General features: G+C 58.7%; 31 protein-coding genes and 1 tRNA gene. 14 read left to right on the forward strand and 18 right to left on the reverse strand.

Features of this window, described 5'->3' with window-relative positions; translation table 11 throughout:
* The first annotated feature begins 4 nt into the window (after window positions 1-4).
* Window positions 5-730 carry a ribonuclease activity regulator RraA gene (locus BM352_RS09090; protein WP_090215697.1) on the forward strand — a complete coding sequence of 242 codons (726 nt, stop codon included), beginning with the start codon at window positions 5-7 and terminating at the stop codon, window positions 728-730.
* A gap of 64 nt (window positions 731-794) precedes the next feature.
* The gene (locus BM352_RS09095; protein WP_090215703.1) at window positions 795-2,300 is read left to right on the forward strand and encodes an aldehyde dehydrogenase (NADP(+)); all 1,506 of its coding nucleotides are present in this window, start codon (window positions 795-797) and stop codon (window positions 2,298-2,300) included.
* A 136-nt stretch (window positions 2,301-2,436) separates the two neighbouring features.
* Here BM352_RS09095 and BM352_RS09100 read toward each other — a convergent pair whose 3' ends face one another.
* The 8 genes from BM352_RS09100 to BM352_RS09140 form a co-directional block, all read right to left on the reverse strand.
* Entirely contained in the window at window positions 2,437-3,528 is a 1,092-nt protein-coding gene (locus BM352_RS09100; RefSeq protein ID WP_175500653.1) for a 2'-deoxycytidine 5'-triphosphate deaminase, read from the reverse strand.
* 58 nt (window positions 3,529-3,586) lie between these two features.
* Window positions 3,587-3,663 (reverse strand) — tRNA-Pro (locus BM352_RS09105).
* 96 nt (window positions 3,664-3,759) lie between these two features.
* Window positions 3,760-4,860, reverse strand: a complete 1,101-nt coding sequence (locus BM352_RS19120; RefSeq protein ID WP_245780945.1) for a MerR family transcriptional regulator — start codon at window positions 4,858-4,860, stop codon at window positions 3,760-3,762.
* A 24-nt stretch (window positions 4,861-4,884) separates the two neighbouring features.
* The gene (gene ihfA / locus BM352_RS09120; protein ID WP_090215710.1) at window positions 4,885-5,187 is read right to left on the reverse strand and encodes an integration host factor subunit alpha; all 303 of its coding nucleotides are present in this window, start codon (window positions 5,185-5,187) and stop codon (window positions 4,885-4,887) included.
* A gap of 111 nt (window positions 5,188-5,298) precedes the next feature.
* Window positions 5,299-6,270 (reverse strand): beta-ketoacyl-ACP synthase III, encoded by a 972-nt coding sequence (locus BM352_RS09125; RefSeq protein WP_090220030.1) that lies wholly within the window; start codon window positions 6,268-6,270, stop codon window positions 5,299-5,301.
* Window positions 6,271-6,272: 2 nt separating this feature from the next.
* Entirely contained in the window at window positions 6,273-7,364 is a 1,092-nt protein-coding gene (gene plsX / locus BM352_RS09130; RefSeq protein ID WP_281245110.1) for a phosphate acyltransferase PlsX, read from the reverse strand.
* A gap of 48 nt (window positions 7,365-7,412) precedes the next feature.
* Window positions 7,413-7,619 carry a 50S ribosomal protein L32 gene (gene rpmF, locus BM352_RS09135; protein WP_073140558.1) on the reverse strand — a complete coding sequence of 69 codons (207 nt, stop codon included), beginning with the start codon at window positions 7,617-7,619 and terminating at the stop codon, window positions 7,413-7,415.
* 184 nt (window positions 7,620-7,803) lie between these two features.
* Window positions 7,804-8,346, reverse strand: coding sequence for a YceD family protein (locus BM352_RS09140; RefSeq protein ID WP_245780946.1), 543 nt, complete (start codon window positions 8,344-8,346; stop codon window positions 7,804-7,806).
* 103 nt (window positions 8,347-8,449) lie between these two features.
* Here BM352_RS09140 and BM352_RS09145 point away from each other — a divergent pair, with 103 nt between their 5' ends.
* From BM352_RS09145 to BM352_RS09160, 4 genes are read left to right on the forward strand one after another with little or no spacing between them, the layout of a single operon-like run.
* Window positions 8,450-8,923 carry an outer membrane protein assembly factor BamE gene (locus BM352_RS09145; RefSeq protein WP_090215714.1) on the forward strand — a complete coding sequence of 158 codons (474 nt, stop codon included), beginning with the start codon at window positions 8,450-8,452 and terminating at the stop codon, window positions 8,921-8,923.
* Window positions 8,924-8,982: 59 nt separating this feature from the next.
* Window positions 8,983-9,753 (forward strand): GNAT family N-acetyltransferase, encoded by a 771-nt coding sequence (locus BM352_RS09150; RefSeq protein ID WP_425434520.1) that lies wholly within the window; start codon window positions 8,983-8,985, stop codon window positions 9,751-9,753.
* Between the two features lie 41 nt (window positions 9,754-9,794).
* Window positions 9,795-11,612, forward strand: coding sequence for an ABC-F family ATP-binding cassette domain-containing protein (locus tag BM352_RS09155; RefSeq protein WP_090215717.1), 1,818 nt, complete (start codon window positions 9,795-9,797; stop codon window positions 11,610-11,612).
* A 3-nt stretch (window positions 11,613-11,615) separates the two neighbouring features.
* Window positions 11,616-12,599, forward strand: coding sequence for an Ldh family oxidoreductase (locus tag BM352_RS09160; RefSeq protein WP_090215721.1), 984 nt, complete (start codon window positions 11,616-11,618; stop codon window positions 12,597-12,599).
* Window position 12,600: 1 nt separating this feature from the next.
* Here the strand turns inward: BM352_RS09160 and BM352_RS09165 are convergent, their stop codons facing one another.
* The 4 genes from BM352_RS09165 to BM352_RS09180 form a co-directional block, all read right to left on the reverse strand.
* Window positions 12,601-13,125, reverse strand: a complete 525-nt coding sequence (locus BM352_RS09165) for a hypothetical protein (protein ID WP_090215725.1) — start codon at window positions 13,123-13,125, stop codon at window positions 12,601-12,603.
* 102 nt (window positions 13,126-13,227) lie between these two features.
* Entirely contained in the window at window positions 13,228-13,641 is a 414-nt protein-coding gene (locus tag BM352_RS09170) for a DMT family transporter (protein ID WP_090215728.1), read from the reverse strand.
* Window positions 13,642-13,719: 78 nt separating this feature from the next.
* A complete protein-coding gene (locus tag BM352_RS09175; RefSeq protein WP_090215731.1) occupies window positions 13,720-14,439 on the reverse strand; it encodes an SDR family NAD(P)-dependent oxidoreductase in 720 nt (239 codons plus the stop codon).
* Between the two features lie 23 nt (window positions 14,440-14,462).
* On the reverse strand, window positions 14,463-15,146 hold the full coding sequence (locus tag BM352_RS09180; RefSeq protein WP_090215733.1) for a hypothetical protein: 684 nt from the start codon (window positions 15,144-15,146) through the stop codon (window positions 14,463-14,465).
* A gap of 107 nt (window positions 15,147-15,253) precedes the next feature.
* On the opposite strand from BM352_RS09180, the gene BM352_RS09185 reads away from it, so the two are divergent.
* Complete coding sequence (locus BM352_RS09185) at window positions 15,254-15,640, forward strand: c-type cytochrome (RefSeq protein ID WP_090220042.1); 387 nt, start codon at window positions 15,254-15,256, stop codon at window positions 15,638-15,640.
* A 91-nt stretch (window positions 15,641-15,731) separates the two neighbouring features.
* Entirely contained in the window at window positions 15,732-16,133 is a 402-nt protein-coding gene (locus BM352_RS09190; protein WP_090215737.1) for a c-type cytochrome, read from the forward strand.
* Window positions 16,134-16,443: 310 nt separating this feature from the next.
* Here the strand turns inward: BM352_RS09190 and BM352_RS09195 are convergent, their stop codons facing one another.
* Window positions 16,444-17,166, reverse strand: coding sequence for a hypothetical protein (locus tag BM352_RS09195; RefSeq protein WP_090215740.1), 723 nt, complete (start codon window positions 17,164-17,166; stop codon window positions 16,444-16,446).
* 49 nt (window positions 17,167-17,215) lie between these two features.
* On the reverse strand, window positions 17,216-19,168 hold the full coding sequence (gene parE / locus BM352_RS09200) for a DNA topoisomerase IV subunit B (protein WP_090215745.1): 1,953 nt from the start codon (window positions 19,166-19,168) through the stop codon (window positions 17,216-17,218).
* 247 nt (window positions 19,169-19,415) lie between these two features.
* Here parE and BM352_RS09205 point away from each other — a divergent pair, with 247 nt between their 5' ends.
* Window positions 19,416-19,769 carry a hypothetical protein gene (locus BM352_RS09205; RefSeq protein ID WP_090215749.1) on the forward strand — a complete coding sequence of 118 codons (354 nt, stop codon included), beginning with the start codon at window positions 19,416-19,418 and terminating at the stop codon, window positions 19,767-19,769.
* A 97-nt stretch (window positions 19,770-19,866) separates the two neighbouring features.
* On the opposite strand, the gene BM352_RS18970 is transcribed toward BM352_RS09205, so the two are convergent.
* Window positions 19,867-20,004, reverse strand: a complete 138-nt coding sequence (locus tag BM352_RS18970; RefSeq protein WP_175500576.1) for a hypothetical protein — start codon at window positions 20,002-20,004, stop codon at window positions 19,867-19,869.
* 406 nt (window positions 20,005-20,410) lie between these two features.
* Here BM352_RS18970 and BM352_RS09210 point away from each other — a divergent pair, with 406 nt between their 5' ends.
* Window positions 20,411-20,770 (forward strand): hypothetical protein, encoded by a 360-nt coding sequence (locus BM352_RS09210; RefSeq protein WP_090215752.1) that lies wholly within the window; start codon window positions 20,411-20,413, stop codon window positions 20,768-20,770.
* Window positions 20,771-20,798: 28 nt separating this feature from the next.
* Here BM352_RS09210 and BM352_RS09215 read toward each other — a convergent pair whose 3' ends face one another.
* On the reverse strand, window positions 20,799-21,074 hold the full coding sequence (locus BM352_RS09215; protein ID WP_090215755.1) for a hypothetical protein: 276 nt from the start codon (window positions 21,072-21,074) through the stop codon (window positions 20,799-20,801).
* A 352-nt stretch (window positions 21,075-21,426) separates the two neighbouring features.
* On the opposite strand from BM352_RS09215, the gene BM352_RS09220 reads away from it, so the two are divergent.
* Together BM352_RS09220 and BM352_RS09225 are read left to right on the forward strand one after the other, a co-directional pair.
* Window positions 21,427-21,909 (forward strand): DUF1993 family protein, encoded by a 483-nt coding sequence (locus BM352_RS09220; protein ID WP_090215760.1) that lies wholly within the window; start codon window positions 21,427-21,429, stop codon window positions 21,907-21,909.
* A gap of 211 nt (window positions 21,910-22,120) precedes the next feature.
* Window positions 22,121-23,470, forward strand: a complete 1,350-nt coding sequence (locus BM352_RS09225; protein WP_090215764.1) for an MATE family efflux transporter — start codon at window positions 22,121-22,123, stop codon at window positions 23,468-23,470.
* Between the two features lie 2 nt (window positions 23,471-23,472).
* Here BM352_RS09225 and BM352_RS09230 read toward each other — a convergent pair whose 3' ends face one another.
* The gene (locus tag BM352_RS09230; RefSeq protein WP_090215768.1) at window positions 23,473-24,414 is read right to left on the reverse strand and encodes a hypothetical protein; all 942 of its coding nucleotides are present in this window, start codon (window positions 24,412-24,414) and stop codon (window positions 23,473-23,475) included.
* A complete protein-coding gene (locus tag BM352_RS09235) occupies window positions 24,411-24,818 on the reverse strand; it encodes a hypothetical protein (RefSeq protein ID WP_090215773.1) in 408 nt (135 codons plus the stop codon). The genes BM352_RS09230 and BM352_RS09235 overlap by 4 nt, the downstream gene beginning before the upstream one ends.
* A 184-nt stretch (window positions 24,819-25,002) precedes the next feature.
* Here BM352_RS09235 and BM352_RS09240 point away from each other — a divergent pair, with 184 nt between their 5' ends.
* Together BM352_RS09240 and BM352_RS09245 are read left to right on the forward strand one after the other, a co-directional pair.
* Window positions 25,003-25,410: a hypothetical protein gene (locus BM352_RS09240; RefSeq protein WP_139229813.1), complete on the forward strand. Its 408-nt coding sequence runs from the start codon at window positions 25,003-25,005 to the stop codon at window positions 25,408-25,410.
* Window positions 25,407-26,000 (forward strand): DedA family protein, encoded by a 594-nt coding sequence (locus tag BM352_RS09245; protein WP_090215780.1) that lies wholly within the window; start codon window positions 25,407-25,409, stop codon window positions 25,998-26,000. The genes BM352_RS09240 and BM352_RS09245 overlap by 4 nt, the downstream gene beginning before the upstream one ends.
* The last annotated feature ends 23 nt before the right edge of the window (window positions 26,001-26,023 follow it).

Consider the following 26,023-nt stretch of genomic DNA (forward strand, 5'->3'; position numbering starts at 1 on the left):
TCCCATGTCCGAGCACACACTTTCGCCAGAAACCAAAGAACTTTTGGAAGCGGTGTCCGTCGCGACGCTGGCCACGGCGCTCTACAAACGTGGACTGCGCAATCAGGTGATACAGGACGTCCGGCCCGTCGGCCGGAAGGGTCGCAACATGGTGGGACCTGCCTTTACGCTGCGATACATGCCCGCCCGCGAAGACCGAAACCAGCTGGTCGAGTTCAGAAATCCAAAGCACCCCCAGCGTCTCGCGGTTGAGACATGCCCTCCGGGTCACGTGATGGTTATGGACAGCCGCAAAAGCGCAAATGCAGCATCGGCAGGGGACATTCTGATCACGCGGCTGATGATGCGCGGGGCGGCTGGCGTTGTCACCGATGGCGGGTTTCGTGACGCCATGAACATCGGTGAGTTAGAGATGCCCGCCTACCACAACCGGCCCTCCAGTCCGACGAACCTAACGCTAAACGAAGCGATCGAAATTAACGGGCCAATCGGTTGCGGGGATGCGCCAGTGTTTCCTGGCGACATTCTGGTCGGCGATGACGACAGTGTTATCGTGATTCCGGCTCACTTGGCAGACGAAGTGGCAAAAGAAGCCGTAGAAATGACCGCCTTCGAGGACTTTGTTCTGAGCAAGGTTCAGGCTGGCGCGTCGATCATTGGCCTCTACCCCGCGACCAAAGAAGAGAACCTTGAAGAATTCAAAAACTGGCGCGCTGAACACGGTCGCTAGTGAGCATTTCGGCGAAACTGCTTAAGCCATACAACATCCAAAAATTCGAGAAGAGAGTGCCCAGATGAAATTCGAACCCCACGGAAAACACTTGATCGCAGGAAAATGGGTAGCTGGAACCGCAACCTTTGCGTCCGAGCCTGCTCATGGCCCAAGCCATAGCTATTCGGTGGGAACTCCGGAACTGGTCGATGCAGCCTGTCAGGCCGCCGAAGAGGCATTCTGGTCCTTTGGATATTCTACACGTCAGGAGCGCGCCGATTTTCTGAATGCGATTGCCGATGAAATCGACGCGCGCGGGGCGCAAATCACCGAAATTGGAACTCAGGAAACCGGATTGCCAGAAGCGCGTCTTGAAGGTGAGCGCGGGCGGACCATTGGCCAGCTGCGCCTGTTCGCCAGCCACATTCTCGCAGGTGATTACCTAGACAAGCGCCATGACGCGGCGCTGCCAGAACGCGCTCCGATCCCGCGACCAGACCTGAAGCTTGTGCAGCGCCCGATTGGCCCCGTTGCCGTCTTCGGTGCGTCAAACTTCCCGCTCGCCTTCTCCACAGCAGGTGGCGACACCGCATCTGCGTTGGCCGCAGGTTGCCCTGTTGTCGTGAAGGGCCACAGCGCCCATCCGGGGACAGGCGAGATCATTGCGGAGGCGATCAACGCGGCGATTGCACGCTGCAAGGTTCACCCGGGTGTCTTCTCGTTAATACAGGGAGGCAAGCGTGATGTTGGGACCGCACTTGTGCAACACCCGCTTATCAATGCAGTCGGCTTTACGGGATCGCTCGGGGGTGGGCGCGCGTTGTTCGATCTGTGCGCTCAGCGCCCCAATCCTATTCCATTCTTCGGTGAGCTCGGCTCCGTCAACCCGATGTTCCTCTTGCCCTCTGCAATTGCCAACCGGAGCCAAGATATCGGCGCGGGATGGGCCGCCTCGATGACAATGGGGGCGGGACAGTTCTGCACCAATCCCGGGATTGCAGTTGTGATTGACGGCCCTGATGCTGACGCATTCGCCGAGGCTGCAACTCAGGCGCTTGAGGCAACGAGCGCGCAAACCATGCTGACCGATGGGATAGCCGAGGCCTATCGCAAAGGCCGCGACCGTGTCTCTGCGGCCAAAGGGATTACGGAGTTGCTGACCACGACGTGCAACCTGCGAAATGCCACACCCTACCTCTATGCGACCACCGGCGAGGCATGGCTGGCGAATGAGGCTCTTGGCGAAGAGGTGTTCGGCCCGCTTGGCCTAATCGTTCGTGTCAAAGACCAAGCCGAGATGCTGGAGGTCGCGAAAGCTCTTGAAGGACAACTGACCTGCACGCTGCATATGGATGCCGCAGACACCGACATTGCACAAAAGCTGATGCCGGTGCTCGAACGCAAAGCGGGGCGTATTCTTGCGAACGGTTTCCCGACAGGTGTCGAGGTGAGCGACGCGATGGTCCACGGCGGTCCTTACCCTGCATCCACCAATTTTGGTGCAACATCTGTGGGGACGCTGGCAATCCGCCGGTTCTTGCGACCGGTTTGTTTCCAAAACATTCCAGACGATCTGGTTCCTGAATAGCGCGCTTTTGTATCGACGGTATGTTCAGCGCGAAGCAGCCTGAGCAATCTCAACTCGGGTCGCTCCGAATACGGTTTTACGCCGATTGCGCCTCGGCAATCGATCTCGGGTACGAAGTCATCGGAAAGCTTTCGGTCTAGGCAGGCATCTTAAAATGCTTCGATAGTTTCAGCCCTTGGCCCTGATAGTTTGACTTTATGTCGATGCCGTAGAGCTGCGTTGGCACCTCGGACATGTGTTCATAGACAAGGCGCCCAACTGTTTGTCCGTGTTCCAGCACAAAGGGGGCTTCGTGGCAGCGCACCTCCAGCACGCCTCGGGACCCTGTGCCGCCAGCTCCGGAGTAGCCGAAACCGGGGTCGAAGAAGCCCGCGTAGTGGACGCGAAATTCGCCGACCATGGCCAAATATGGAGCCATCTCTGCCGCGCAATTAGGTGGAATAACAATACTTTGCTGGCTGACAAGGATATAGAATGCGCCGGGATCGAGGATCAGGCGGGCGTCTTTCGTGCGCAATTCTTCCCAATATTCGGATGGGTCATAATGCCCGAGCTTGTCGAGGTCGATCACGCCGGTATGCGGTTTGGCGCGGTAGCCCACCAGATCGCCGTGCTCTGGCTTCAAATCGACCGAGAAGCCCAGCCCGTCAGAGATCACGGCCTCGCCGGATACGATTGCGCTTTCGGCGTGAAGGGCGCGCAACTCGTCGTCATCCATGACGGTTTTTCCAGTGCGGAAGATGATCTGGTTTAGCATCTGTCCTGTGCGCGCGACGACCGAGAACGAGCGGGGACAAATCTCGGCATAAAGGCGGCCCGTATATCCAGCGGGGACGCGATCGAATTCGACGCCGTTGTCAGTGATCACTCGGGTTAGCAAGTCCAGCCGTCCGATGGAGGATTTGGCGGACGCCGCCGCAACCATGTCATCGGGCAGGGCAAGCTGTTCCAGCAACGGCACGACATAGACGCAGCCTTTTTCCAGCACGGCGCCGGAGGACAAGTCGATTTCGTGCATGGTGAAGTCGGCGAGGCGCTCCTTCACTGTGTGGCCCCGACCCGTCAGGAAAGATGCGCGCACGCGATAAGCTTTGGTGCCAAGGCGCAAATCAAGAGAGGCAGGCTGGATTTGACCGTCGGTGACAGGCTGGTCGGCGGTGATCGCCCCACGCTCAAGCAGCACCTGCATTTGGTGATCGGCAAGCACGCCGGGATTGAAATATGCCATCATCGTCCCCCTGGATACACGAAACGCCCGGCGCTGCTGCACACGGGCGTTTTGTTATTGGTCGGGCTAGCAGGACTCGAACCTGCGACCTTCCGTCCCCCAGACGGACGCGCTACCAGGCTGCGCCATAGCCCGACTAATGGCGTCATGTCATAGCCAAATTCCAAGCGGTGGCAAGGGCCTTGGGTAGAATATTGCGGGGCCGAAGCAAACATGGCTGCGAGAAAGGTTCTACTGACCGGACAGATCCTGCGCGAGGCGGTCGCGCAGTGACTGAAGGCGGGCTGCATGCGCCGCCAGAGAGTCTGTTGCGTCTAGCTTGCTTGGATCCACACCGCGCAACTTGCGCTTGAGGGCTTGCGCCGCAAGTTGCTTTTCCGAAAGTTGGAAGACCTCGGGCGTCGGCTCTGCAGGCTGTGCGACGGGGGGAGGGGCCACAGGCTCGGGTTCTGACTCAGCTGCGGCTTCGTGGTCCGGTTGCTGCTCCGGTTCGACCGTTTGCTCAGTTGGGGCAGCTTCGGCTGGTTCCGGCGACGCATCGATTTTGTTCTGGTCTTCGGAAGGTTCCGCGCTGACCGTTTCAGGCTCAGGCTCAGGCTCAGGCTCAGGCTCAGGCTCAGGCTCAGGCTCAGGCTCAGGCTCAGGCTCAGGCTCAGGCTCAGGCTCAGGCTCAGCGGCGATTTCCGGCTCGGGCTCAGTGCGGCTTGGCAATTCTACCACGTTGTCGCCACCGAACAGCGGTTCTTCTGAAACATTGATAAAAGGCGCTTCTGGCGCGTCGTCTTGCTCCGCCTCTGCATCGTCTTCGCCGTCCGGCTCTGCTTCATCGGTGGTGGCGACGTCCGGTTGATCCGCTGGGTTGCCCAAATCGAGCGTCGGGCGCTCCTGAGGTGGGGCGACCTCTTGCTCGGCATCGGCTTCCCACGCGGCGACGTCGATGTCCTGCGCGTCGGGCGTCGCCGCGTCGTCGCTCGTGTCTTCTACGGCGTCCTCGACGTCAGGGACGTCGGCCTTTCGGCGCAGAGTACGTGGGGTGGCGGCTTCGTCGACCCCGTCCAAAGACGGCGACATCGCGCTGACGGTTTTGATCCCGTCTTCCTTAAGCATCTTTTGGACGCCACGAATAGTCATGCCGTCGTCATGCAGCAGTTTTTTGATGCCACCAATCAGCAGCATATCGTCGGGGCGATAGTACCGACGACCGCCCGCGCGCTTCACGGGTTTGATCTGGCTAAACTTGCTTTCCCAAAAGCGCAGCACATGTGCTGGCACATCCAGCCAATCGGCCACTTCAGAAATGGTGCGGAACGCATCGCGCGCTTTGGTCGCCATATACTCAGACCTCCCTTAGGTCGGTCAGGACTTGTTGCCGGAGGCCACGCGGTCTTTCATCAGATGAGACGGGCGGAACGTCAAAACGCGGCGAGGGTGGATCGGAACCTCTTCACCGGTTTTCGGATTGCGGCCAACGCGAGCCGACTTTTCGCGTACCGAAAATGTCCCGAAGGAGGAGATCTTGACCTGCTGCCCCGAGACCAACGCGTCGGACATGTGCTTGAGCACACTTTCGACCAGATCAGCGCTTTCATTGCGCGACAATCCGACCTCTCGGAACACGGCTTCGCTTAAATCCATGCGGGTCAATGTTTTGGCAGTCATGTCGTCCCCCTTGATTTTATTTTCAAGACGATAGGCTTGGGGGAATTTCCGAGTCAATATCAAGGGCTTGTATTGCGCACTTTATGCACAGTTTGAGCGGGTTTTCCCCCCTTAGAGGCGCAAAACCACGGCGCCCCACGCCAAACCACCCCCGATCGCCTCCATAACGAGAAGCTGGCCGGGTGCAAATTTGCCCTGAGACTTGGCAACAGACAGGGCTAGGGGAATCGATGCGGCGGAGGTATTGCCGTGATCCTGAACGGTCACAACCACCCGATCCATTGGCACATTCATCTTTGTTGCCGTCGCTTTGATGATGCGCAGGTTGGCCTGATGGGGCACGACCCAGTCTACGTCTGCATCGCTTAATCCGGCTTTCTCGAGCGCGGCTTCGGCGGTCTTGGCCAGCTTGTCGACGGCATGACGGAAGACTTCTTTGCCCTGCATCACCAGCACGCCTGTGGTTTGGGTCTTTGAAACGCCGCCATCAACGTAGAGCAAATCGCGATAGGTGCCGTCGGAGTTCAGGTCGGTGGCCAAAATCCCGGCGTCCTGAGCCGTTCCTTCGCCTTCGGCGGCTTCAAGCACCACCGCCCCCGCGCCATCACCGAACAAAACGCAGGTGGTGCGATCTTCCCAGTTCATGATCCGAGAGAAGGTTTCAGCACCGATAACCAGAACCCGTTTGGCCTGGCCGGATTTGATCAGCGCATCGGCATTGGACATTGCGAAGACAAAGCCCGCGCACACGGCCTGCACATCAAACGCAAACCCGTTTGTCATTCCAAGCTTGCCTTGAACCATGGTCGCAACAGACGGGAAGGTGGTATCCGGCGTCGAAGTTGCCACAATAATTGCGTCGAGCGTCGCGGCTTCCATGCCTGCGTCAGCAAGAGCCGCGCGCGCGGCATCGGTGGCCAGATCAGAGGTGGTTTGCCCTTCAGCGGCGAAATGACGGCGTTCAATGCCGGAGCGGGACTTGATCCACGCGTCTGTTGTATCCACCCAGTTTTCGAATTCGGCATTTTCTACCACGCGCTCGGGTAGGGCGTGGCCCATGCCACGCAAAACGGAACGGATCATGCTCATGTACTGGATTTGCCCTTTTCCGCGTCCGGCGTCTCTTTGGCCGGTTTCGCAATTTGGCCCGCATCTGTTGCGGATGCAACCCGCGCTGCAAGCTTCTCACTAAAACCTGTTTGAGCGAGCTGGAACGCCAGTTTGATGGCGGCGGACACTCCGGTGGCATCTGCCGCACCATGTGACTTCACCACAGTGCCGTTCAGCCCCAAGAAAACCCCGCCATTAACTTGACGCGGATCAATGCGCTTTTTCAGGCGTTGCAAAGAGGTGTAGGCCAGCAAAGCCGCAATGCGCGACAGGGGAGAGAACTTGAATGCCTCGCGCAGACCTTCGGAGATCAGGTTGGCGGTGCCTTCAGCGGTTTTAAGCGCCACGTTGCCTGTAAATCCGTCGGTCACGATTACATCAACGCGGTCGGACGGGATGTCGCCGCCTTCAACAAAGCCGACATAGTCAAAATCGTTAAATTCTGCGGCGGCTTCGATCATCTCATTGGCGACTTTAAGCTCGGCGCGGCCTTTATGTTCTTCGGTGCCAACATTCAGAAGTCCAATACGAGGGCGTGCGATGCCAAAGCCGTTGCGTGCGTAGCTGAGACCCATCAAAGCGTATTGCAGCAAATCGTCCTGATCCGCACGAATGTCTGCGCCCACATCGAGCATGACGTTGAACCCGGACGGATTGCGCGACGGCCAGAGGCAGGCAATAGCGGGGCGGTTCACACCGGGAACTTTGCGAAGCCGGATCATGGAAACGGCCATTAGAGCTCCGGTATTGCCGCAGCTGACGCAGACTGTGGCCTCGCCCGCGCGCACAGCGTCAATGGCGGACCACATAGAGGTGCCCTTACCGTGGCGCATCACATGGCTGGGTTTTTCATGCATGGTCACCACATCTTCTGTGTGGCGAATCTCGCAGCGGTCGGCGATGCGACGCTTGGCGATCTGTGCTTCCAGCTCGGCGCGGTCGCCATGCACGATGAAGCGAATGTTCGGATTTACTTCAGCAGATTTTGCCATGCCCTCAACGACAGCGGCGGGGCCCAAGTCCCCGCCCATAGCGTCGATGGAAATGACTGTGTCAGATGAACCCACCGGGAAGCCTGCCTGTTTGCCGCACTATTGTTGCGACGCAGCCTAGGCTTAAGCGGCGTCGTCGTCCAGATCGACTTCGTTTGCCAAAGCAACGACTTCGCGTTCTGCGTAGTGGCCGCAAGATGGGCAAACGTGGTGTGGGCGTTTCAGCTCACCGCAGTTGCTGCACTCGTTAGGGTTCGCAGCCACCAGCGCGTCATGGGCGCGGCGATTGTTGCGGCGCGACTTGGATACTTTATTCTGCTGGACGGCCATGTCTCAACCTTCGGTGTTTGGGGGCCATCGGCGGCCCGTGTGTCAGTTCAAGCGTCTGTAGACGGTGTTCCGAGGGCGTCTAACGCGTCCCACGCGGCCCGTCCAGAGCCATAATCTCAAGAAGCGCGGAAAATACGCATTCCGCAGCGTTTGGCAAGGGGATTCGCGTGACGCGCCGCGCGGATCAGTTCTCGGTGGGGTTCTGAAGCTTGGCCTTGAGGGCCGCTAGGGCCGCAAAAGGCTTCACATCGTCGTCTGTCAAAGGGTCCGATCCGGGTTCGGTGAAATCAACTTGGTGCAGCGATGCACCCTCGGCTCGCGGGTAAGGAGGCACGGCCAAAGCAAGAACTTCTGCGGCGATCTCGGCGATATCTACGCTTTCTGGCAAAGGCTCAGAGGTGTCGTCGCCATCCATTTCAGCTTCTGCCTCGGTTGGTGGCTGCCAATCCGAAAGGTATTGGCGCGCAAACGGCTCTTCGATGCGTGTCGTGACGGGTTCCAGCGTCACGACGCAAGGTTGCACGACGGTAGCACCAAGCCTGGCGTCCAGCCGCCAGTCGCTGCGACCGAGCGGCGTAAGCGTTCCTTCGAGGCGCATCTTGCGCAGGGCAGATAGCCCCATCTCCTCTGCCAGTTGCTGCATCGTGCCCGCATCTGGCGTGTAATTTATCTCGGTGGCTTTTCGGGTGGGCAGGTCTGCCAGTCGCATCACGGTTGTCTGGGCCATGGGGAGCTATCTTTCTTGATCACTTGCGCGTCCTTCTGTAAGCCCTTCTGTAAGCCCTAGGGCCCGAGTAGAGCAAGACACGAACAAGAAACGGGGGTCGCGCATGCGGCACGTTGAGAACAAGCAGGCCTCGCGGCTGGTTAAGCTGGTCGCTGTGGCGGCGCTGCTGATCGTGGCAGGCTGCTCCGAAATCATCCGCAATCATGGTTATGTGCCAATTGAAGAGGACTTGCAGTCCTTGACCGTCGGCGTTGACACACGCGGTACGGTCGAAGATCTGATCGGCAAGCCGTCGGCTTCCGGCGTGCTGCGCGGTGGCGACTGGTTCTATGTCGGCAGCAAGATGCGCCATTTTGCCTATAAGAAGCCGCAAGAGATTGACCGGCAGGTCGTGGCATTGCGCTTTAGTGATGACGATGTGTTGCAAAACGTTGAACGGTTCGGGCTGGAGAATGGTCGTGTCGTCACATTGTCGCGTCGTGTGACCGAAACCACCGTGCGTGACGTTACATTCATCCGCCAGATCATTCGCAACTTCGGCCGGATCAATGTGGGCGAGGCATTGGCAGGCGGCTAACACGGCACGCTTGCGCATCGCACCAGATGATACTTAGGTAAAGACAAGGATGCGGCCTCATGATCGGGGCCGCGCACGCCGGAGGGCCGACCATGTCAGTGCTGAGCAAAGGCCGCTACACTGCCCGCTTTGCGCAGGGGCCCGACGACATTCTGGCAGCCCAACGGCTGAGAGCGTTGGCGTTTCGCGATGCCCCCACCGGACTGGATGCCGACACCTATGATGACCAGTGCCTGCATATGCTGGTCGAAGACGACGCCAGCGGTGCGCTGGTGTGTTGCTTTCGCCTTATGCCCCTCGATAACGGGCGAGCGATAGAACAAAGCTATTCCGCCCAGCATTACGGCCTTGCTCGGTTGGCCAAATTCGATGGCGCAATGGTCGAGATGGGCCGTTTTTGCGTCCACCCCGACCACCATGACCCCGACATCCTGCGGGTCGCGTGGGGAGCGATGACGCGTTATGTTGATGAGGCGGGGATCGAGATGCTTTTTGGCTGCTCATCCTTCAAAGGCACGTCAGAGGAGGCGTATCTTGATGCGTTTTCGCTGTTGAAAGAGCGGCATTTGGCCCCGAAGCGCTGGTTGCCACGGGTTAAAGCCCCGTCCGTGTTCCCCTTCGCGCGCAAGCTTCGACTGCGCCGCCCAGATCTTAAGGCCGCGATGAAAGCGATGCCACCATTGCTACGCACCTACCTGATGATGGGTGGCTGGGTCAGTGATCATGCGGTTGTGGACCGTGATCTAAACACGCTGCACGTGTTCACGGGGCTGGAAATTCGTGCGATTCCGCCCGCCCGCAAGAAGCTTTTGCGCGCCGTCGCGGGGTGATGTGTTGACGCCATTGCCGTGACGCCGTAGCGGGTGGTCTCATGGCACGTACACCTCTTCTTCAACTGACCGACATCTCGCTGACTTTCGGCGGTGATCCCCTGTTTTCAGACCTGAGCCTTATTGTTCAGCCCGGCGATCGGGTGGCCCTTGTAGGGCGCAACGGGTCGGGTAAATCGACGTTGATGAAAGTCATGGGCGGTCTCGTGGAGCCGGATGCGGGCGCGCGCTTCCTCGCTCCGGGTGTCACCACCGGCTATATGCAGCAGGACCCTGACCTAACAGGCTTTGCGACGCTTGGCGATTTTGCGCTGAGCGAGATGGACCCGAGCGAGGAATACAAGCTGCTGAGCGCGGCTGAAGGTTTGAAACTGAACCTTGCAGCAGAGGTCTCCGCCGCGTCTGGCGGGGAACGCAGACGCGCGGCCTTGGCTAAATTGCTCGCCGAAGCGCCGGAATTGATGCTTCTGGACGAACCGACCAACCACCTTGATATCGAGGCGATCGCTTGGCTTGAGGGGCATCTGTCCTCGACCCGTGCCGCCTATATCCTGATTTCCCACGACCGTGCCTTTCTGCGCGCGCTGACCCGCGCCACGCTGTGGGTGGACCGCGGCCAAGTGCGCCGACAGGAGACGGGATTCGATCGCTTTGAGGAATGGCGTGACAAGATGTGGGACGAGGAAGACCAGCAACGCCACAAGCTGAACCGCAAGATCAAGGCGGAGGCGCGTTGGGCCGTCGAGGGAATCTCGGCGCGGCGCAAGCGTAACCAAGGTCGCGTACGGGCCTTGCAGGATTTGCGGGCCGAGCGCGCCAGCCAGATCCAACGCCAAGGCTCTGCCGCGATGGCACTGGAGGCTGGGCCCAAGTCCGGCAAACAGGTCTTCGTGATGGACGACGTGTCGCTGGCATTTGATGACAAGATCATCGTCAAGAATTTCTCGCTCAAAGTGAATCGCGGAGACCGCATCGCGCTGGTTGGACCGAACGGTGCGGGCAAAACCTCGTTGTTGAAACTGATGACTGGCGAACTCGCGCCGGACTCGGGCAGCGTGAAAATCGGCACCAATCTGGAAATGGCAGTGTTCGACCAGAACCGTGCAGCCTTGGATCCTGAGGCCACCTTATGGGCGTCCCTGACAGAAGACCCGACGACGCGCGTGCGCGGGCAGGGCGACCATATCATGGTGCGCGGCACGCCAAAACACGTGGTGGGTTACCTCAAGGAATTCCTGTTCGACGAGGCGCAGGCGCGTGCGCCGGTGCGCTCGCTCTCGGGCGGCGAAAAGGCGCGGCTTTTGCTGGCGCGCATCATGGCGCGCGAAAGCAACCTGCTGATCCTCGACGAGCCGACCAACGACTTGGATATCGAAACACTGGACCTGATGCAGGAGCTGATCAGCGATTATGACGGAACGGTCATTCTGGTCAGCCACGACCGTGATTTTCTGGACCGCGTCGCCTCGACCACGGTGGCGCTGAAAGACGGCAAGGCGACAGTTTATGCAGGCGGCTGGTCCGACTATGAGGCGCAGGCTGCGGAGGGGGGCGATGACGCGGTCTTGTCCGATAAGCCAGCGCAAACGCGGCGCGAAAAAGGACGTGAGGCCGCGGCAGAGAAGAAAGCAGATGCGGGCTTGTCCTTCACCGAAAAGCACCGGTTGGAGGCATTACCTTCCGAGATGGAACGGTTGGAGGCAGAGATTGCCAAACTGGTCGAGTTCCTGTCTGATCCAAACCTGTTCACCGACCATCCGGCCAAGTTCCAAAAGGCTACGGATGCGCTGGTAGAACGTCAGGCGGTGCTGGATGCCGCTGAAGAAGAATGGCTGAGTCTGGAAGAAAAGGCGGGATAGAACATGGTTGCAGCGACACTGGACGAAATTGAAGCCCTGAGTGTCGCGGCCCTGACCCGCCACGGGGCGGCCCCTTGGGTGGCCACCGAAGTTGCCCGCGCCATACGTCGTGCCGAGGAAACCGGCAACGTGATCTGCGGGCTCTATTATCTCGAAAGCTATTGCCTGCAACTGGCCTCTGGTCGCGTCAAAGGCAGCGTGGAGCCCGAGGTGACGCGCCCGCGCCCAGGGTCGGTGAAGGCGGATGCAAAATTCGGTTTCTCCCAAGCTGCTTTCGCCCGTGCGCTGCCAAAGGCTATCGCTGCGGCGAAAGAAAACGGCACTGCGTCGCTGGCCGTGGCCCACGCGCATACTTGTACGTCGCTTGGCTATTTCACCGAGCAGATTGCCGCAGCAGGCCTTGTCGGGATCGGCTTTACCAATGCGTCGCCCGTTGTCGCCCCGCCCGGCGGCAACAAGGCCGCGATTGGGACTAACCCGATTGCCATGACCGTTCCGGGGCCGAAAGCCCCCGCGATGCATTTCGACTTTTCAACCTCTGCCGTAGCTTTGGGCAAAATTACCATGGCGAAGGCGGCGGGCGAGAGCATCCCATTGGGCTGGGCCGTGGATGCAGAGGGCCTGCCGACAACAGACCCCGAAGCAGCGCTGTCGGGGGCTCTGGTCTCGGTTGGCGGCTACAAAGGCTGGGGCTTCGGGCTGATGGCGGAAGTCTTGGCAGCGGCGATGACCGGATCGGTCAACTCGCTTGATGTGGGCGGGCTGAAGTTGCCTGACGGGCCACCGCACGGGTTGGGTCAATTCTACTTGTTGCTAGACCCAGGCACCTACACAGAGGCTTTCGATGCCCGCGTCGAACGGGTTGTCAACGCTGTGTCGGACCAACCAGGCGCACGCATCCCAGGTGCTGCGCGGGCGCAGGCCACAGTGGTTCAGGTCGCCGATGAGCTTTGGACTAAGCTGTCGGCGCTGGCCGCTCGGGCGTAATCTATCGAGTGCCCTCCATTGGTGACGCCTGCCATTGTCTGAGATACTTGATCGTAAAGACGGTTCGGTTCAGGCGGGATTTTTCTGATGCAAGCGTCAGTCTCGAGAGGCCTCCCTTTTTCTTTTCTAGTCTTTGGACGGACTTCCAAAGATTTTGCTCCAGTTTCTGAAATTTTAAGATCTCCTTTGTGATCCGATTGATACGGGCATTTCGGTTTTTGATCTTTCCCAGATCGCGGACCAATCGCTGTGTGGATCGTAGTTCATTATGCGCCAAGTTGATGAGCGTTCTGGACATTGCCGGTGAGAACCCGTCCACGACGACTTTGAATTTGCGTTTGCCGTAGAGATCCTGAACCGTAAGTTTATCGAGCCGGCTGAAAGCGCTTTGGGTGTAGCGCGGTTTTAAGATCGAGCCGGCGCGGCCTTCGTCTGTTTTAGCAATGGCTGGATGGCTGAATACTGCTATCGCAGCGAGCATAGCCAATGCCCCGCGACGGTTGGTTCTTGATGTGGTGATACTCATTTTCGCTTCCCCTAAAACGCGTGCTGAACTCGCAAACAGGGGGGGATTATAGATCGAAAGGCCGAAAACTCCAAAAACCGCACAGCCGTCGGGGCTGCCTGTCTAGATCTTCTGGGTTAAAAAGACCCCGCAGGCCATGACCGCAATGCCTGCCGCACGGGTCAGCGTTAACTGGGATTGCACCGCGCCGAACAACCCGAAATGATCAATCAATGCGGCGGAAATGAGCTGGCCGAGCAGCACGAAGAACACCGCGTTGCCGATGCCAAAATGTGGTGCGATATAGGTGATGGTCAGCACGTAAAAGGCGATGAGCACGCCTGCGAACAACAAGTGTTTCGGTGCATGTGCAACCTTTGCGATGGCCGTGGGGCCAGTTATTAAGGTCACCACCAGTGCGGTCACGAAAGCCACTGCAAACAGCACCACGGAGGCCGCAGCAGGCGCCCCAATCATTTTGCCAAGTTGTGCATTCAGGGCTGCGAGCACGGGAATGCCGATGCCCGCGGCGAGCATAATCAGAGCGTAGCTAGGGGTAGACAATGGCGATGCCTCCAGCGTCGGAGTTGGTATTAAAGCGGCGCATGGAGACGCTCAATAGGTCGCCCGACCACCCGAAAGATCGAAGACTGCGCCTGTCGTGAATGAGTTCTCGGCGGAGACGATCCAAGCAATCATGCTGGCCGCTTCCTCAACCTCCAAGAATCGCGCGCGCGGGATTTTGGAGAGCATGTAGCCGATATGCTCCTCGCTCATCTGGTCGAAAATTGGCGTGCGGGCGGCGGCCGGGGTGACACAGTTAACCGCAATGTTGCGACCTGCGTTTTCTTTTCCAGCCGATTTTGTGAACCCGATGACCCCTGCTTTGGAGGCCGAATAGGCGCAGGCGTTCGGGTTGCCTTCCTTACCCGCGATCGAAGCGATGTTGAGGATGCGGCCATAGTCGCGCGCTTGCATCCCTGAAAGGACAGCCTTGTTGGTGTTGTAGGTGCCAGTCAGGTTGATGGCGACAATCTGCGCCCAAGCCGCGTCGTCATAATCCTCGATCGGGGCATTCGGCCCGGCGATCCCTGCGGAGTTTACTAAGATATCGACTGGACCAAGCGCACGTTCGGTGGCAGCCAGTGCAGCCTTGACCGACGCCATATCCGAGATATCGCAGCTTGTGTTGAAATCGCCGCTGGCGGCCTTCTGCATGTCCCAGACCGCGACTTGCGCCCCCGAGGCTTTCAGCCGTTCTGTCACGGCAAGCCCGATCCCTTGCGCGCCGCCGGTGACCACCGCAACACGGCCCGTCAAATCATATGTGTTCATTGAAGCTCCTCCACACAGCCAACTTAGTCACAGATGCCGTCCAACTCTACACCTTTCCAAGGCAACAGCATTCTGGATTGGTCTAGGCGGGCGGTCATCGCAGAAAGTGCGAAATGTGGCTTCAACAAGCGCTCCAGCCGCGCGGTGCGGGGTGCCTTGGGGGCGAGCGCCGCGCAACACACGTATTCCGACGCGATGGCGCCTTGTTGCTCGTAGCCGAAATCCAGAAACTTCGCTGCGTTCGCCAGCTCGAACAGATAGGGGTTGGGTTGGGTCTGGTGCTCGCGCGCGGCTTTGAGCGGGTGGTATCCCGTCACATCGCGGTTCTGCCATTGCCAGACATGCACCAGTTCATGGGCCAGAAACATCGACGCTAGCAGCAGGGCCGCATCTGGATAGGCGGGCAGGTAATCGCGGGCGATGAAGTCGGGATTGACGTTGATCGTGTTGAACAGAACCGTAGCCCCCGGCGCGCCAGAGACGGTTGGACCTTCCGGCGGCGGCAGCAGCTTTTGCGCGCAGGTGGTCCGCGGCGGGGCGGGATAGGTGGCGCTGTAAAGCTTCAGGAGGGGCGCCTGCCGGATGCGCACTTGGCTGGCGTCCAGCGCGGGGCCGTGGAACTCGGCGGCAAAGCGCGTCTCCGCCTCGGAGAGCGGCCTGCCACACGCCGTAAGGCCAAGGAACGCAAAGATAATAAACGCACGCATGGCCGCACAGTGGCAAGTCTTGGCGGCAGGGGCAAGTCGTTTGACATGGCGCAAGACGCGCCGCGCGGATGGTGCTAAGCTTCGATCAAAACACCAAGGAGGCGCTGATGAAATTCGCATATATTCTGGCGGTGGGGGCACTGGCGGCCTGCACCGCACCCGAGCCGCCTACGGGGGCGCAGTTATTCGCAGACAATTGCACTGCATGTCACGGGGCGGACGGCACCGGCAGCGGCTGGGTGGCAGCAGGGCTGAAGCGCAAGCCGGCGAACCTGACCACCCTGAGCGCGCGCAATAAAGGCATGTTCCCGATGGAGCGGGTGCTGAGCACCATTGACGGGTTCCACCGCAACCCGACATTCGAGACCGCCATGCCTGAATTCGGCAGCTTCTTCGGAGGGCCGATGGATCAGATCGAACTGGACGGGGTGATGACGCCTGTGCCGCAGCCTTTGTTGGCGGTGGCGGAGTATCTGCGCAGCATCCAGAAGTAACGGGGACATCAAGGCGGGGCAGTTGACGCATATCAAGGCCCGCACTCGCCATTGGGGGTAGACTTGGCTCAACAGCAAAGGAGTGACCCCCATGACCACCCGCATCGCTTTGGCCTTCACCATTCTTGCCCCGCTTGCCGCAGCAGCGCAGGCGCAGGACGCAGCGGAGGGGGAGGCCCTGTTCACGCGCTATTGCGCCACCTGCCACGGCGTAGCGGCGCAGGGCGATGGCCCGATGTCGCCTGTGTTGATCATCCAGCCCACGGACTTGACCAAACTGGCCTCCGAGAATGATGGCACCTTCCCCCGCATCCGCGTGATCGGGCGCATCGACGGACGCGACCCGCTGGTGTCGCATGGCAGCCCGATGCCGATCTTCGGCCAGTTGTTTGAGGGCCGTGGCGAGACCATCCGCGGCGAGGACGGGGTGATGATCATGACCAGCCAGCCGGTGATTGATCTGGTGGCCTATCTGGAAGGGGTGCAGGAGTAGACGCGTACCGCCTCGCGCGGAATCAAGGCCGCAGGCCGCCGCGCATCGCCGTCACGCCCCGTTTTGCCGGAGGCAAACCTGTGGTTTGACGGGGCGGCGATTTGGTTGATGCTGGGGGTGGTCAGTTTTGGGGGAGGAGTTTGGCTGCCATAATGTGGATGTCTTGGAGGTTCGATCGCCACCCCGCGTGACGGCGATGCGCGGGGTGCGCAAGCAAGCGCCTCTTCGTGAGGAGGGTTGGGCGCTGCCCGGGGTGTAATGGGCAGTAGGTACTGTCGATGAGGCGCGTAAGTACGCTCCTTACATTAGCTTAAGGCTTAACAAACAACCCACTGTTAGTAATTGTATCGATGGCTTCGTCGATAGTGACTTTCTTTAAATCTTTGAGAGTGTAGTGGATAACGCTTGGAATTGAGATGGTTCCATTAAGAATACTAGGATCGAGCCTATCTAATGCCTGATTTTGTAAGAGCATTATGTCTACGTCAGCGCTGCGCAAATCTTTGCTCATGAAACTTCGAGCCCAGATAAGGCTCTCGACAATAAAATCTAGGATTTCTTGGCAGTTCGTTCTTGCTTCTTCTTCAGTCAGAAAACGACCGTTATGAGCAACGTCATTTCTTATTTTGGTCCAGTCATCATCTTTGTGCTTAGGAGTGTCAGGAATTTTTCCGACTTGGCTCTCTATTCCAAAAACTAAGTTGAACGCCCCTTTTTGAAGTTCTGATCTGCTTAGTTTCTTTAATCTAAGGCGAACAGAATCGTTTGTTAGCCCGCTTCTATGGAGCCAAGCTCGAAGGAAGAATCTTCTAAAGTCTTCCAACGCAGCATAAAATTTCAAGAAAGCAGAGTCTGGCATTCCGTAGTGAAGCGCCCAGACGCCTGTATCAATCAGTGTCTCGAACCGATGCTGTTGAAGCCAAGTGACACTCTTGTGGCCATTTGGACACTCATGGAAGTACAAGTATTCGTCGGTTAGTTCGAGCTCAACATGATGTACATTTTGTAGAGTGTCACCTTTCAGTTCTCTCATGCACCCATGGCAAGTAACTAAAATACGCATCCGACACTAATCCCAAAAACTAAACATCCACATCCTCAACAAACTTCGCGTTCTGTTGGATATACTCAAATCGCATTTCCGGCTTTTTGCCCATCAGGCGTTCGACCAGATCGGAGGTTTCGCCCGGCTCGTCTTCCTGCACCGTCACCCGGATGAGTTGGCGGGACGTCGGGTCCATCGTGGTTTCTTTCAGGTCCTTCGCGTCCATCTCGCCCAGGCCCTTGAAGCGCTGCACGTCGATTTTACCCTTGCCGCCCAAGCCCTTGGCCATCGCAGCGTCCTTCGCGGCATCGTCCGGCACATAGAGGCGGTTGGCTCCTTGGGTGAGGCGATAGAGCGGCGGGCAGGCGAGGTAGAGGTGGCCTTGGTCGATCAGCGGGCGCATCTGGATGAAGAAGAAGGTCATCAGCAGCGACGCGATATGCGCGCCGTCGACATCCGCGTCGGTCATGATAATGATCTTGTCGTAGCGCAGATCCTCGACGTTGAACTTGGTGCCCATGCCGCAGCCAAGCGCTTCGCACAGATCGGAGATTTCCGAGTTCGAGTGCAGCTTACCGGAGGCCGCGCCCAGCACGTTGAGGATCTTACCCTTGAGCGGTAGAAGCGCCTGATTGACCCGATTGCGCGCGCCCTTGGCGGAGCCACCAGCGGAGTCGCCCTCCACGATGAACAGCTCGGTCCCCTCGCGGGTTTTGCTGGTGCAATCGGTCAGCTTGCCGGGCAGGCGCAGTTTCTTGGTGGCGGACTTGCGCGACGTCTCTTTTTCCTGCTTGCGGCGCAGGCGTTCCTCTGCGCGCAACACAAGGAAGTCGAGGATCGCACCTGCGGATTTGGTGTCGGAGGCCAGCCAGTTGTCGAAGTGGTCGCGCACGGCCCCTTCGGTCATTTTGGCGGCGGCCTCGGTCGACAGGCGGTCCTTGGTTTGGCCTACAAAAGCGGGATCCGCGATGAAGCAGGACACCAGCGCACAGCCGCCGGACACCAGATCGTCGCGGGTAATCTGCGCGGCTTTCTTGTTGTTGGTCAGTTCGCCGTAAGCCTTGATCCCCTTGAGGATCGCGGCCCAGAAGCCGGTAACGTGTGTGCCGCCCTCGGGGGTCGGCACGGTGTTACAGTAACTTTGGATGAAGCCGTCGCGGGCAGGGGTCCAGTTGATGGCCCATTCGACCTTGCCTGCCGCGCCGAACTTCTCGTTAAAGTCTACCGTGCCTGCGAAGGCTGTATCAGCATAGGTGGTCGACTTGCCGAGCGTTTCCTTGAGGTAGTCTGAAAGACCGCCGGGGAAGTGGAAGGTCGCAGTGGTGGGTGTCTCGCCATCGTCGATTTCGGACTTCCAGCGGATTTCCACGCCAGAGAACAGGTAAGCCTTGGACCGGATGGACTTGAATAGCCGCGCGGGCTTGAAGCGGTGAGAGCCGAAGATTTCCGCGTCCGCGTGGAATGTCACCGTTGTGCCACGGCGGTTCTGGGTCGGGCCGAGCTTCTGTATCGGCCCAAGCGGCACGCCGCGCGAGAAGCGTTGCTCGAACAGCTCCTTGTTGCGGGCCACCTGAACAACCATGCTGTCGCTGAGCGCGTTGACCACGGAGGCGCCGACGCCGTGCAGACCGCCGGAGGTCTGGTAGGCCTTGCCCGAGAACTTGCCGCCTGCGTGCAGCGTGCAAAGAATGACCTCCAGCGCGGATTTGTCAGGAAACTTTGGATGCGGATCGATCGGGATGCCGCGCCCGTTGTCGGAAATGGTGACGGAATAATCCGAGTTCAGCGAAACCTCGATGCGGTTGGCGTGACCTGCGACGGCCTCGTCCATGGAGTTGTCGAGGACTTCGGCCACCAGATGGTGCAGCGCGCGCTCGTCGGTGCCGCCGATATACATGCCGGGGCGTTTGCGCACGGGCTCCAGCCCCTCGAGAACCTCGATGGAGGAGGCGTTGTAGTCGTCTTGCCCGCTGGAAAGAAGGTCGCTCATACAGCTGCTCATTTTTGTTGGTTTGCACGATTATGACAGAGTGGCGCAGGAGGGGGAAGCACTGTCGTAGGGATGGTTTAGGTCAAAACGGGGAATTTGTGTTAGCATGCTGTATCTGCTTGGAGGAGTGAGCGATGCTGTGCGCTGCGTTCGGTAGGCGTGTGCGCCAGTCTAGATGGATTTGCCCGAGATGAAATAAGCATGCCCGACCAAGCTCGTAATTAATCAGTTCGAGGAGGACAACGATATGATGAGAGTATTGTGTGTGATTAGCGTGGTTGCGATGTCCGGTTGCGCTTTGACCGAGGGTTTGGGTAATTGGGTAAGTGTGACTCCGACGGGAAAAACTTACAGGTATGATGGGCAGGACTATGATGTTTACAAAGCCGTCTCGGAAGCCAGAGAAGAAGGCAGTTTAGTAAAAAGCTATGGCCATGTCCTCTTTCTTCCCGATGTTAATCCCGAAAAAAACGGGTTTAAGAACAGTGACGTCAAAGCCGTGTGCTGGGGCTTCGATCTTCAGAAATGCGAGCAAGAGTTTGGCAAAGAGCTTCGCGGCACGACCAAAAAGACCCGCGAAGAAATGGGCATGGGCTACTAGGCTGACGCGCGGCTTCGGCCGCGCGTGTTTACAATTTGCTACAGCGATTTTCGATGCGCTTCATCCGCTTGGCGTGACCGTCGCTGCTGTCGCGGGTTCACATCTTGCTCTGAATTTTCACACAGCGTTTGATGTCGGTGGAGGCGGTTTCCATCGCCGCACTCACTGTGGACCCTACCGCGATGTATATTCCTGAGACGGCCTCGTCCATGGAGTTGTCGAGGACTTCGGCCACCAGCTGGTGCAACGCACGCTCGTCCGTACCTCCGATATACGTGCCGGGCGTTTTCTCACAAGCTCCAGCCCTTCCAGCACCTCGATTGAGGAGGCGTTGTAGTCATCTGGCCCACTGGAAAGAAGGTCGCTCATACCGCTGCTCGTTTTTGTTGATTTGCAGCCCAGTATGCCAGAGTGGCGAGGGAGGGGGAAGCGCTGTCGTAGGGCCTGTTTGGGACAAAACAGCGGATTTGTGGTAGCATTCCTCATCCAATCGGAGGGACAGGTAATTTAGTGCTCTATTTTTACGGGCCGAACCATGGTTTCCGCGGCGGCGCGCCTGCCATCCGCAAGCGGCAAACAACCTGAACAATGCGGCGTGGATAATCTGACCGACCAATGCCAAGTATGAAGGGGACGGAACTATGATGAAAATACTTTGCGCGGCCTGCGTGATAGCAGTTTCGGGCTGCTCCACGTTTAACCAACTTAGAGGTGTTCAAGAATATTGGAGCGGCTTCAAAGCGACGGGCCAAGTCTACGAATACGAAGGCAAGTCCTATGATGTCTACCGCGGCACGTCCAGCGCCACGTACCAAGGCGAGGACTCGACGCGGAGCGGACTGGTGTTGTTTCCTGCGGGGACTGCCGGCTCAAGTATCAACACGGAAAATATTCGCGCCGTGTGCTGGGACGGCGGGACCACACCCTGCGAGCAGGTTTTCGGTAGAGAACTTCGCGGGGCGACCAAAAAGACCCGCGAAGAAATGGGCATGGGCTACTAGGCTGACGCGCGGCTTCGGCCGCGCGTGTTTACAATTTGCTACAGCGATTTTCGATGCGCTTCATCCGCTTGGCGTAGTCGTCGCCATTGTCCTTCGTCCACAAATTACCCTGAATTTTCATGCATCGTTTGATGTCGGTGGAGGCGTTTTCCATTCCGGTGTTGATGGTCGTGCCGACGGCGATGCTGATCCCTGCGATCGCGGCCGTCAGCAAAACCCAGTCGACAACGGCCGAACCGGAAGTGTCTTTGGAAAATCGCGCAACTGCGCGACGTAGCGCCGTAAATTGTGTGTCGAACTTCATTTAACTCATGACCTTGTTCATCGTGACAACTTGAGACAAACCCACGTGTCCCTCGCGATAAGTCGCGTATGATTGAAGCCGCAGCTTGGCGGAAATTTGACTGAGATGCGGCGTTTGAAGGCCGCAGGGGGCAAAGGGGGGTGACATGGGCCTCGCGTCACAGAGATGAGATCAGCCTCGCGAAACAGCAAGAAATAGGTCGCGCTTTGCGCGTGGCGAAGGCCTGCGAAGAACCAGATCGACGGATGCTGCGCCTTGGATCAATGTCGGCTACAGTGACTTTTTTATACAGCCTAGACCGCTCAACCCCAATGCAGGCGACGCGAACTAGCATCGACAAAGGAGACGGCCAATGACCTTAACCGCTGAGGCCGCACTCGTCCGCACTGTCGATCACTATCTCGGTCAAGCAAATCACTTGCTTACGCTTTTAGAGCAAGAGCCAGAGTCTGAGGCGCTGATGGCGGTTCAACTCGCCCCGGACAGCTTCGACACTGGGTTCCACCTCGCCGTCGCGATCCAGTTCGCCGCCCGTGCCTTGTGTTTGCCAACGGGTACGGCGGTGCCCGAGATCGTAGAGCCTTACAGTCTAAGCACATTGCGCACGCTGCATGGCGCGGTTTCCGCCGGCATTGCCGAGGCACCGGCATTGGATTGGGAGATGCAGGTGTGTCACGTGGCGGGACAAGCGCAAATTGAGCAACTGACCTCTGATTACGTTGCACGTTTCGCGCTGCCGAACATGCTGTTCCACTTGACGATGGCCTATGCCGGTTTGCGGCACGCTGGCGTAAAGCTTGGAAAGGCAGATTTCGATGGACTGCACGAGTACTGAAGTGACGCGGTGCCGAGGCGATACTGATTTCCATTTGCGCCTGCCAGAACCGTTATTTGGTGTCGCGAACCCGTGAAAGCCGCCAGTAACGCAAACGCAACCAAGTCACACTTTGTCACGCGCACCCGACATCAAAGCAGAATTGTTTGTGCATCACCTCCCCGCGCCAAGAGTATTGCCCCCGCGCAGCCTTGCTTCTAAGGCTGACCTCATGACATTCCCTCAGCATCTCCGCGCAGTTTTGGTTCTTGGTCTGCCCTTGGTCGGATCGCATTTGGCCCAGTTCTCTGTGCATGTGGTCGATACGATCATGCTGGGTTGGTACGACGTGACGGCCCTTGCGGCGAGCGTATTGGCGACGTCGTTTTTCTTTGTCATTTTCATTATGGGGGCAGGGTTCTCTTTCGCGGTCATGCCAATGGTTGCCGAGGCTGCTGCCTCCGACGATGCCACACGTATTCGTCGGGTGACGCGCATGGGGCTGTGGTTGTCAGTCCTGTTCGCCCTTGTCTTCCTACCTTTGATGATCTGGTCGGCACCAGTGCTGCGCGCACTTGGGCAAAATCCTGAGCTGTCGCTGCTGGCGCAGGACTACTTGGCCATTGTGGGCTTCGGGTTGATCCCCGCGTTGCTTGTCATGGTAATCAAAAGTTACCTCGCGGCGCTGGAGCGCACGGCCGTCGTGCTTTGGGTGACCATCCTTGCAGTGTTGTTAAACAGCGCGATGAACTACGTGTTGATTTTTGGCAAATTTGGCGCGCCTGAAATGGGGCTTCGGGGGGCGGCGATCGCTTCTGTTGTTGCACAAATAGCGTCGTTGCTGGTGTTAGGGGCTTATGTGGCCAGAGGATCGGCGACGCGGGAACATGCCTTGTTCCAGCGCATTTGGCGGCCTGATCCCGAAGCTTTTCGCGAGGTTTTCCGATTGGGGTGGCCGATTGGCCTGACCAACTTGGCAGAAAGCGGGATGTTTTCCGCCTCGGCGTTGATCATCGGATTGATCGGCACCTTGCCTTTGGCGGCACATGGAATCGCGCTGCAAATCACCGCGGCGACTTTCATGGTGCATGTCGGGCTGAGCCAAGCGGCGACCGTGCGCGCGGGCCGCGCAATGGGGCGGCGGGACTGGTCCGGGCTGGCGCGAGGCGCACGCGCAGTGGTTCTGTTGTCCTTTGGTGCGGTGGTCTTGGCGACAATCGCCTTTTTAACCGTGCCTGAGATGTTGATGTCGGGCTTTTTGGACCCCGAAAGTCCTGACCGTGAAGCAATCTTAGCCATTGGTGCAAGCCTTCTTGCCGTGGCAGCGCTGTTCCAACTGGTCGATGCGGGGCAGGTGATGGCTCTAGGGCTGCTGCGCGGGATGCAGGACACGCGCTGGCCAATGTATGCGGCCGCGATCAGCTATTGGGGCCTGGGCATTCCGGCCAGCTATGTGCTGGGAGTTACCTTGGGCTTTGGCGGCGTCGGTGTCTGGCTGGGGCTGGTGATAGGCCTGCTGTTTGCCAGCGCGGCGCTGTGGTGGCGCTTTGGCCGCAGGCTAAGAGAGTTGCGCGCGGGCTGAATTCAGTCGTTCGCTCCGGTCCAGATATCAAGCGGCACCCCAAGCTTGGCCGCCAAATCCTGCGCCACCGCATCCAACCCGTCGCTACGTGCGCCGAGCGTTGCAATTCCGCGAGGCTTATCGATCGGGCCGTCGCGCGCTGTAACTGTGGTGACCGCGTTCAGGTGCGCGCACGCCCCGCCGCGCGCGGGAGTCAGCCGGTCGAGCTTCAGCGCTTTAACCCTCCCAGCTTTGTAGATGTCTACGATCCCTAGTGGGCAGGTCACCAAAAGATCTCCCCTTGGTGTCATACTAAGGCCTTGAGGTAGTTGCGGCAGCGTCGTGGGCCAGTCGCGACTTCTGCTCGTTAGGTTGGCCCTCTGGTGCGGCTCGGGATCAATCCAGAAGTTGGTTGCAGTCGCGCAAGCAGCAAACTCGGCTTCCTCCAGCGGTGGGCGCCATGCCGGATAGATGGCGATAGAGGCCTCCTCAATGGTTTCGGGAAACATCTGGTGCCGCGAATTTGTCCCATGTCGGTTCTTATTCGGCGGCCACACGGTGCAGCTCACCCGCGCCAACCCGAAGGACCAATTGCGCGACACTGTGTTGGACGCACTGGAAGCTGTGCCTTTGCCAAAAACCTTTGTCAGCCCCGCAAGTGCCTTGGCATAATTCAACCGATGATCTTTCGCCCCTTGCACCGCGCCCCAGAGGTAGTCGGGAGGCGCATCGAAATTGGTGTATTCAGATATTTGCGCGCGCACCGGCACATCTAGACCGGCAAATAGTGGCGTCTGGGTGTCAGGGATGCAGTAATCCAGCCCGTCGCTCCATCCAGAGGCGGTGAGGTGCATTTGCGCGACCCAATCGCCAAGCGGGGCGCGGAACGGGATTGCGCATGCATCGAGGTGGTTCCAGAGGCGGGCTTCTGGGAGTGAGGACTTGTGCCGGAATGGCCAGATCACTCCTGACCTTTCATAAGGCGGTCGGCCTTCTTGCGCACGAGCACGGTGCGCAGGTCATGCATAGCAAGCAATAGTGAGTCAGTGACCTCATCCAACTGATCCTCCTCTGCGCGGGTTTGCGCCCAGTGTGTCGTCAGGTTGAGGTAGTCGATGGCACGGTAGATGTCGTCAATGTCACGGGTCGCGAGCACCGCCAAACGCTCTTCCATCCAGTCTTGAATGACCTCAAGCTCTTCCTCGCTCAACTCATGGTCACCATGGGGTTTGATCTGCCCATTGCGGATATTGACCACGGCGATTTCGGACATTTCGATGCGGCGTTGGCGGTTTTCGGTGTCCACACGAAACACCGTGGCACCGTTCTCTCTAACTCTGAAATAAAACTCTGGAAGCTCGGCTGACATATGTTCGGTTTGACCCGCCTTGTTGATTTGGATGACGCTACCACAAGCAGGGGCAGTTCGGGAACAGGGATTTGCACGTGAAATTGCCCGTCACGTAAGGCACAACAGTGCTTTGGTGCGAAGGCCGAGGGTGTCGCAGTACGGCAGTTTGGAAAGGCACTAGAAACTCGCGCTTGCCTCTGCTTTGCTGAGCGGACATGAGACCAGCAAACAGGTGAAGCAGATGCCGGACAAACAAGGTAGAATGGCGGAGCGCGACCTGTTGCTGTTGCGCCGCGCGCTCATCGGCATCTTGGTCGCTGCGGCACTGGTTGCTGGGGTTTTCGGATTCCGCGCTGTGGCGTCCTTTATTTATTGGAATGATCAGGCACACCAGTTTGAGCCGATTGCGGGTTGGATGACACCGCGCTACGTCGCAAGATCGTGGCAAGTCCCGCCAGAGGTCGTGTCAAATGCGCTTGAATTGCCGTTGGCGGGGGGGCAAGGCCGGATCTCGCTAGACGAGATTTCACAAGCGCGTGGAGCCGATCTTGAGGCGATCATCATGTCGTTGCATGACGCGATTTCTGCCCACAAAGCAGAGCGCCAATGACCGAGTACTTCTTCGCTCTCGTCGCCAGTTGGGGATTGGTGATCGTCGCCCTTTCGGCATACTTTTCCTGCCTTGCCGTCCCGGTCCCAACCTCGGCGGTGATGCTGGCTGGCGGGGCGTTCGCTGCCGCGGGGGATATGGTGCTTTGGCAAGTCTGCGCTGCGGCTTATATCGCCGCGTTGGCGGGGGACCAGACGGGCTTTCAGCTTGGCAGGCTCGGTGGTAACTGGCTGAACGCGCGTGTGGAAACCATGCCGAGGCGCGCGGCGCTTTACGCGCGGGCAAAGGATGCCGTTGACCAGTGGGGTGGCACGGCAGTTTTTTTCAGCACATGGGCAGTCGCGCCACTTGGGCCGTGGGTGAACTTTGCTGCGGGGGCTGCCGGACTCGGCGTGTGGCGTTTTACCATCCTTGACGCGTTGGGTGAGGCGATCTGGGTCAGCATCTACGTGGCGCTCGGGTATTCTTTCGCATCGAACTTGGACGCGTTGGCGTCTTTGCTGGCGGATTGGGGCGTATTGCTAACGGCGGTCGTCATTGCCGTTGCCGCCGCGATTGGATTGATGAAGCTTGGGAAGAACAGAGGCTAGCAGAGCAGTGACAGCGTGTCGCC

The sequence above is a fragment of the Litoreibacter janthinus genome, from assembly GCF_900111945.1.
GTDB lineage: Bacteria > Pseudomonadota > Alphaproteobacteria > Rhodobacterales > Rhodobacteraceae > Litoreibacter > Litoreibacter janthinus.

Coding starts and splice junctions, on each gene's coding strand:
- BM352_RS09100 (WP_175500653.1), bottom strand. CDS start 3,528: ATGGCATATTTCAATCCCGGCGTGCTTGCCGATCACCAAATGCAGGTG.
- BM352_RS09210 (WP_090215752.1), top strand. CDS start 20,411: ATGATGAAAATACTTTGCGCGGCCTGCGTGATAGCAGTTTCGGGCTGC.
- BM352_RS09235 (WP_090215773.1), bottom strand. CDS start 24,818: ATGTCAGCCGAGCTTCCAGAGTTTTATTTCAGAGTTAGAGAGAACGGT.
- BM352_RS09140 (WP_245780946.1), bottom strand. CDS start 8,346: ATGGCCCAGACAACCGTGATGCGACTGGCAGACCTGCCCACCCGAAAA.
- BM352_RS09090 (WP_090215697.1), top strand. CDS start 5: ATGTCCGAGCACACACTTTCGCCAGAAACCAAAGAACTTTTGGAAGCG.
- BM352_RS09145 (WP_090215714.1), top strand. CDS start 8,450: ATGCGGCACGTTGAGAACAAGCAGGCCTCGCGGCTGGTTAAGCTGGTC.
- BM352_RS09150 (WP_425434520.1), top strand. CDS start 8,983: ATGATCGGGGCCGCGCACGCCGGAGGGCCGACCATGTCAGTGCTGAGC.
- BM352_RS19120 (WP_245780945.1), bottom strand. CDS start 4,860: ATGGCGACCAAAGCGCGCGATGCGTTCCGCACCATTTCTGAAGTGGCC.
- rpmF (WP_073140558.1), bottom strand. CDS start 7,619: ATGGCCGTCCAGCAGAATAAAGTATCCAAGTCGCGCCGCAACAATCGC.
- BM352_RS09245 (WP_090215780.1), top strand. CDS start 25,407: ATGACCGAGTACTTCTTCGCTCTCGTCGCCAGTTGGGGATTGGTGATC.
- BM352_RS09175 (WP_090215731.1), bottom strand. CDS start 14,439: ATGAACACATATGATTTGACGGGCCGTGTTGCGGTGGTCACCGGCGGC.
- BM352_RS09160 (WP_090215721.1), top strand. CDS start 11,616: ATGGTTGCAGCGACACTGGACGAAATTGAAGCCCTGAGTGTCGCGGCC.
- BM352_RS09170 (WP_090215728.1), bottom strand. CDS start 13,641: ATGCTCGCCGCGGGCATCGGCATTCCCGTGCTCGCAGCCCTGAATGCA.
- BM352_RS09165 (WP_090215725.1), bottom strand. CDS start 13,125: ATGAGTATCACCACATCAAGAACCAACCGTCGCGGGGCATTGGCTATG.
- BM352_RS09205 (WP_090215749.1), top strand. CDS start 19,416: ATGATGAGAGTATTGTGTGTGATTAGCGTGGTTGCGATGTCCGGTTGC.
- parE (WP_090215745.1), bottom strand. CDS start 19,168: ATGAGCGACCTTCTTTCCAGCGGGCAAGACGACTACAACGCCTCCTCC.
- BM352_RS09225 (WP_090215764.1), top strand. CDS start 22,121: ATGACATTCCCTCAGCATCTCCGCGCAGTTTTGGTTCTTGGTCTGCCC.
- BM352_RS09095 (WP_090215703.1), top strand. CDS start 795: ATGAAATTCGAACCCCACGGAAAACACTTGATCGCAGGAAAATGGGTA.
- BM352_RS09220 (WP_090215760.1), top strand. CDS start 21,427: ATGACCTTAACCGCTGAGGCCGCACTCGTCCGCACTGTCGATCACTAT.
- BM352_RS09215 (WP_090215755.1), bottom strand. CDS start 21,074: ATGAAGTTCGACACACAATTTACGGCGCTACGTCGCGCAGTTGCGCGA.
- BM352_RS09195 (WP_090215740.1), bottom strand. CDS start 17,166: ATGAGAGAACTGAAAGGTGACACTCTACAAAATGTACATCATGTTGAG.
- BM352_RS09185 (WP_090220042.1), top strand. CDS start 15,254: ATGAAATTCGCATATATTCTGGCGGTGGGGGCACTGGCGGCCTGCACC.
- BM352_RS09155 (WP_090215717.1), top strand. CDS start 9,795: ATGGCACGTACACCTCTTCTTCAACTGACCGACATCTCGCTGACTTTC.
- ihfA (WP_090215710.1), bottom strand. CDS start 5,187: ATGACTGCCAAAACATTGACCCGCATGGATTTAAGCGAAGCCGTGTTC.
- BM352_RS09190 (WP_090215737.1), top strand. CDS start 15,732: ATGACCACCCGCATCGCTTTGGCCTTCACCATTCTTGCCCCGCTTGCC.
- BM352_RS09125 (WP_090220030.1), bottom strand. CDS start 6,270: ATGATCCGTTCCGTTTTGCGTGGCATGGGCCACGCCCTACCCGAGCGC.
- BM352_RS09180 (WP_090215733.1), bottom strand. CDS start 15,146: ATGCGTGCGTTTATTATCTTTGCGTTCCTTGGCCTTACGGCGTGTGGC.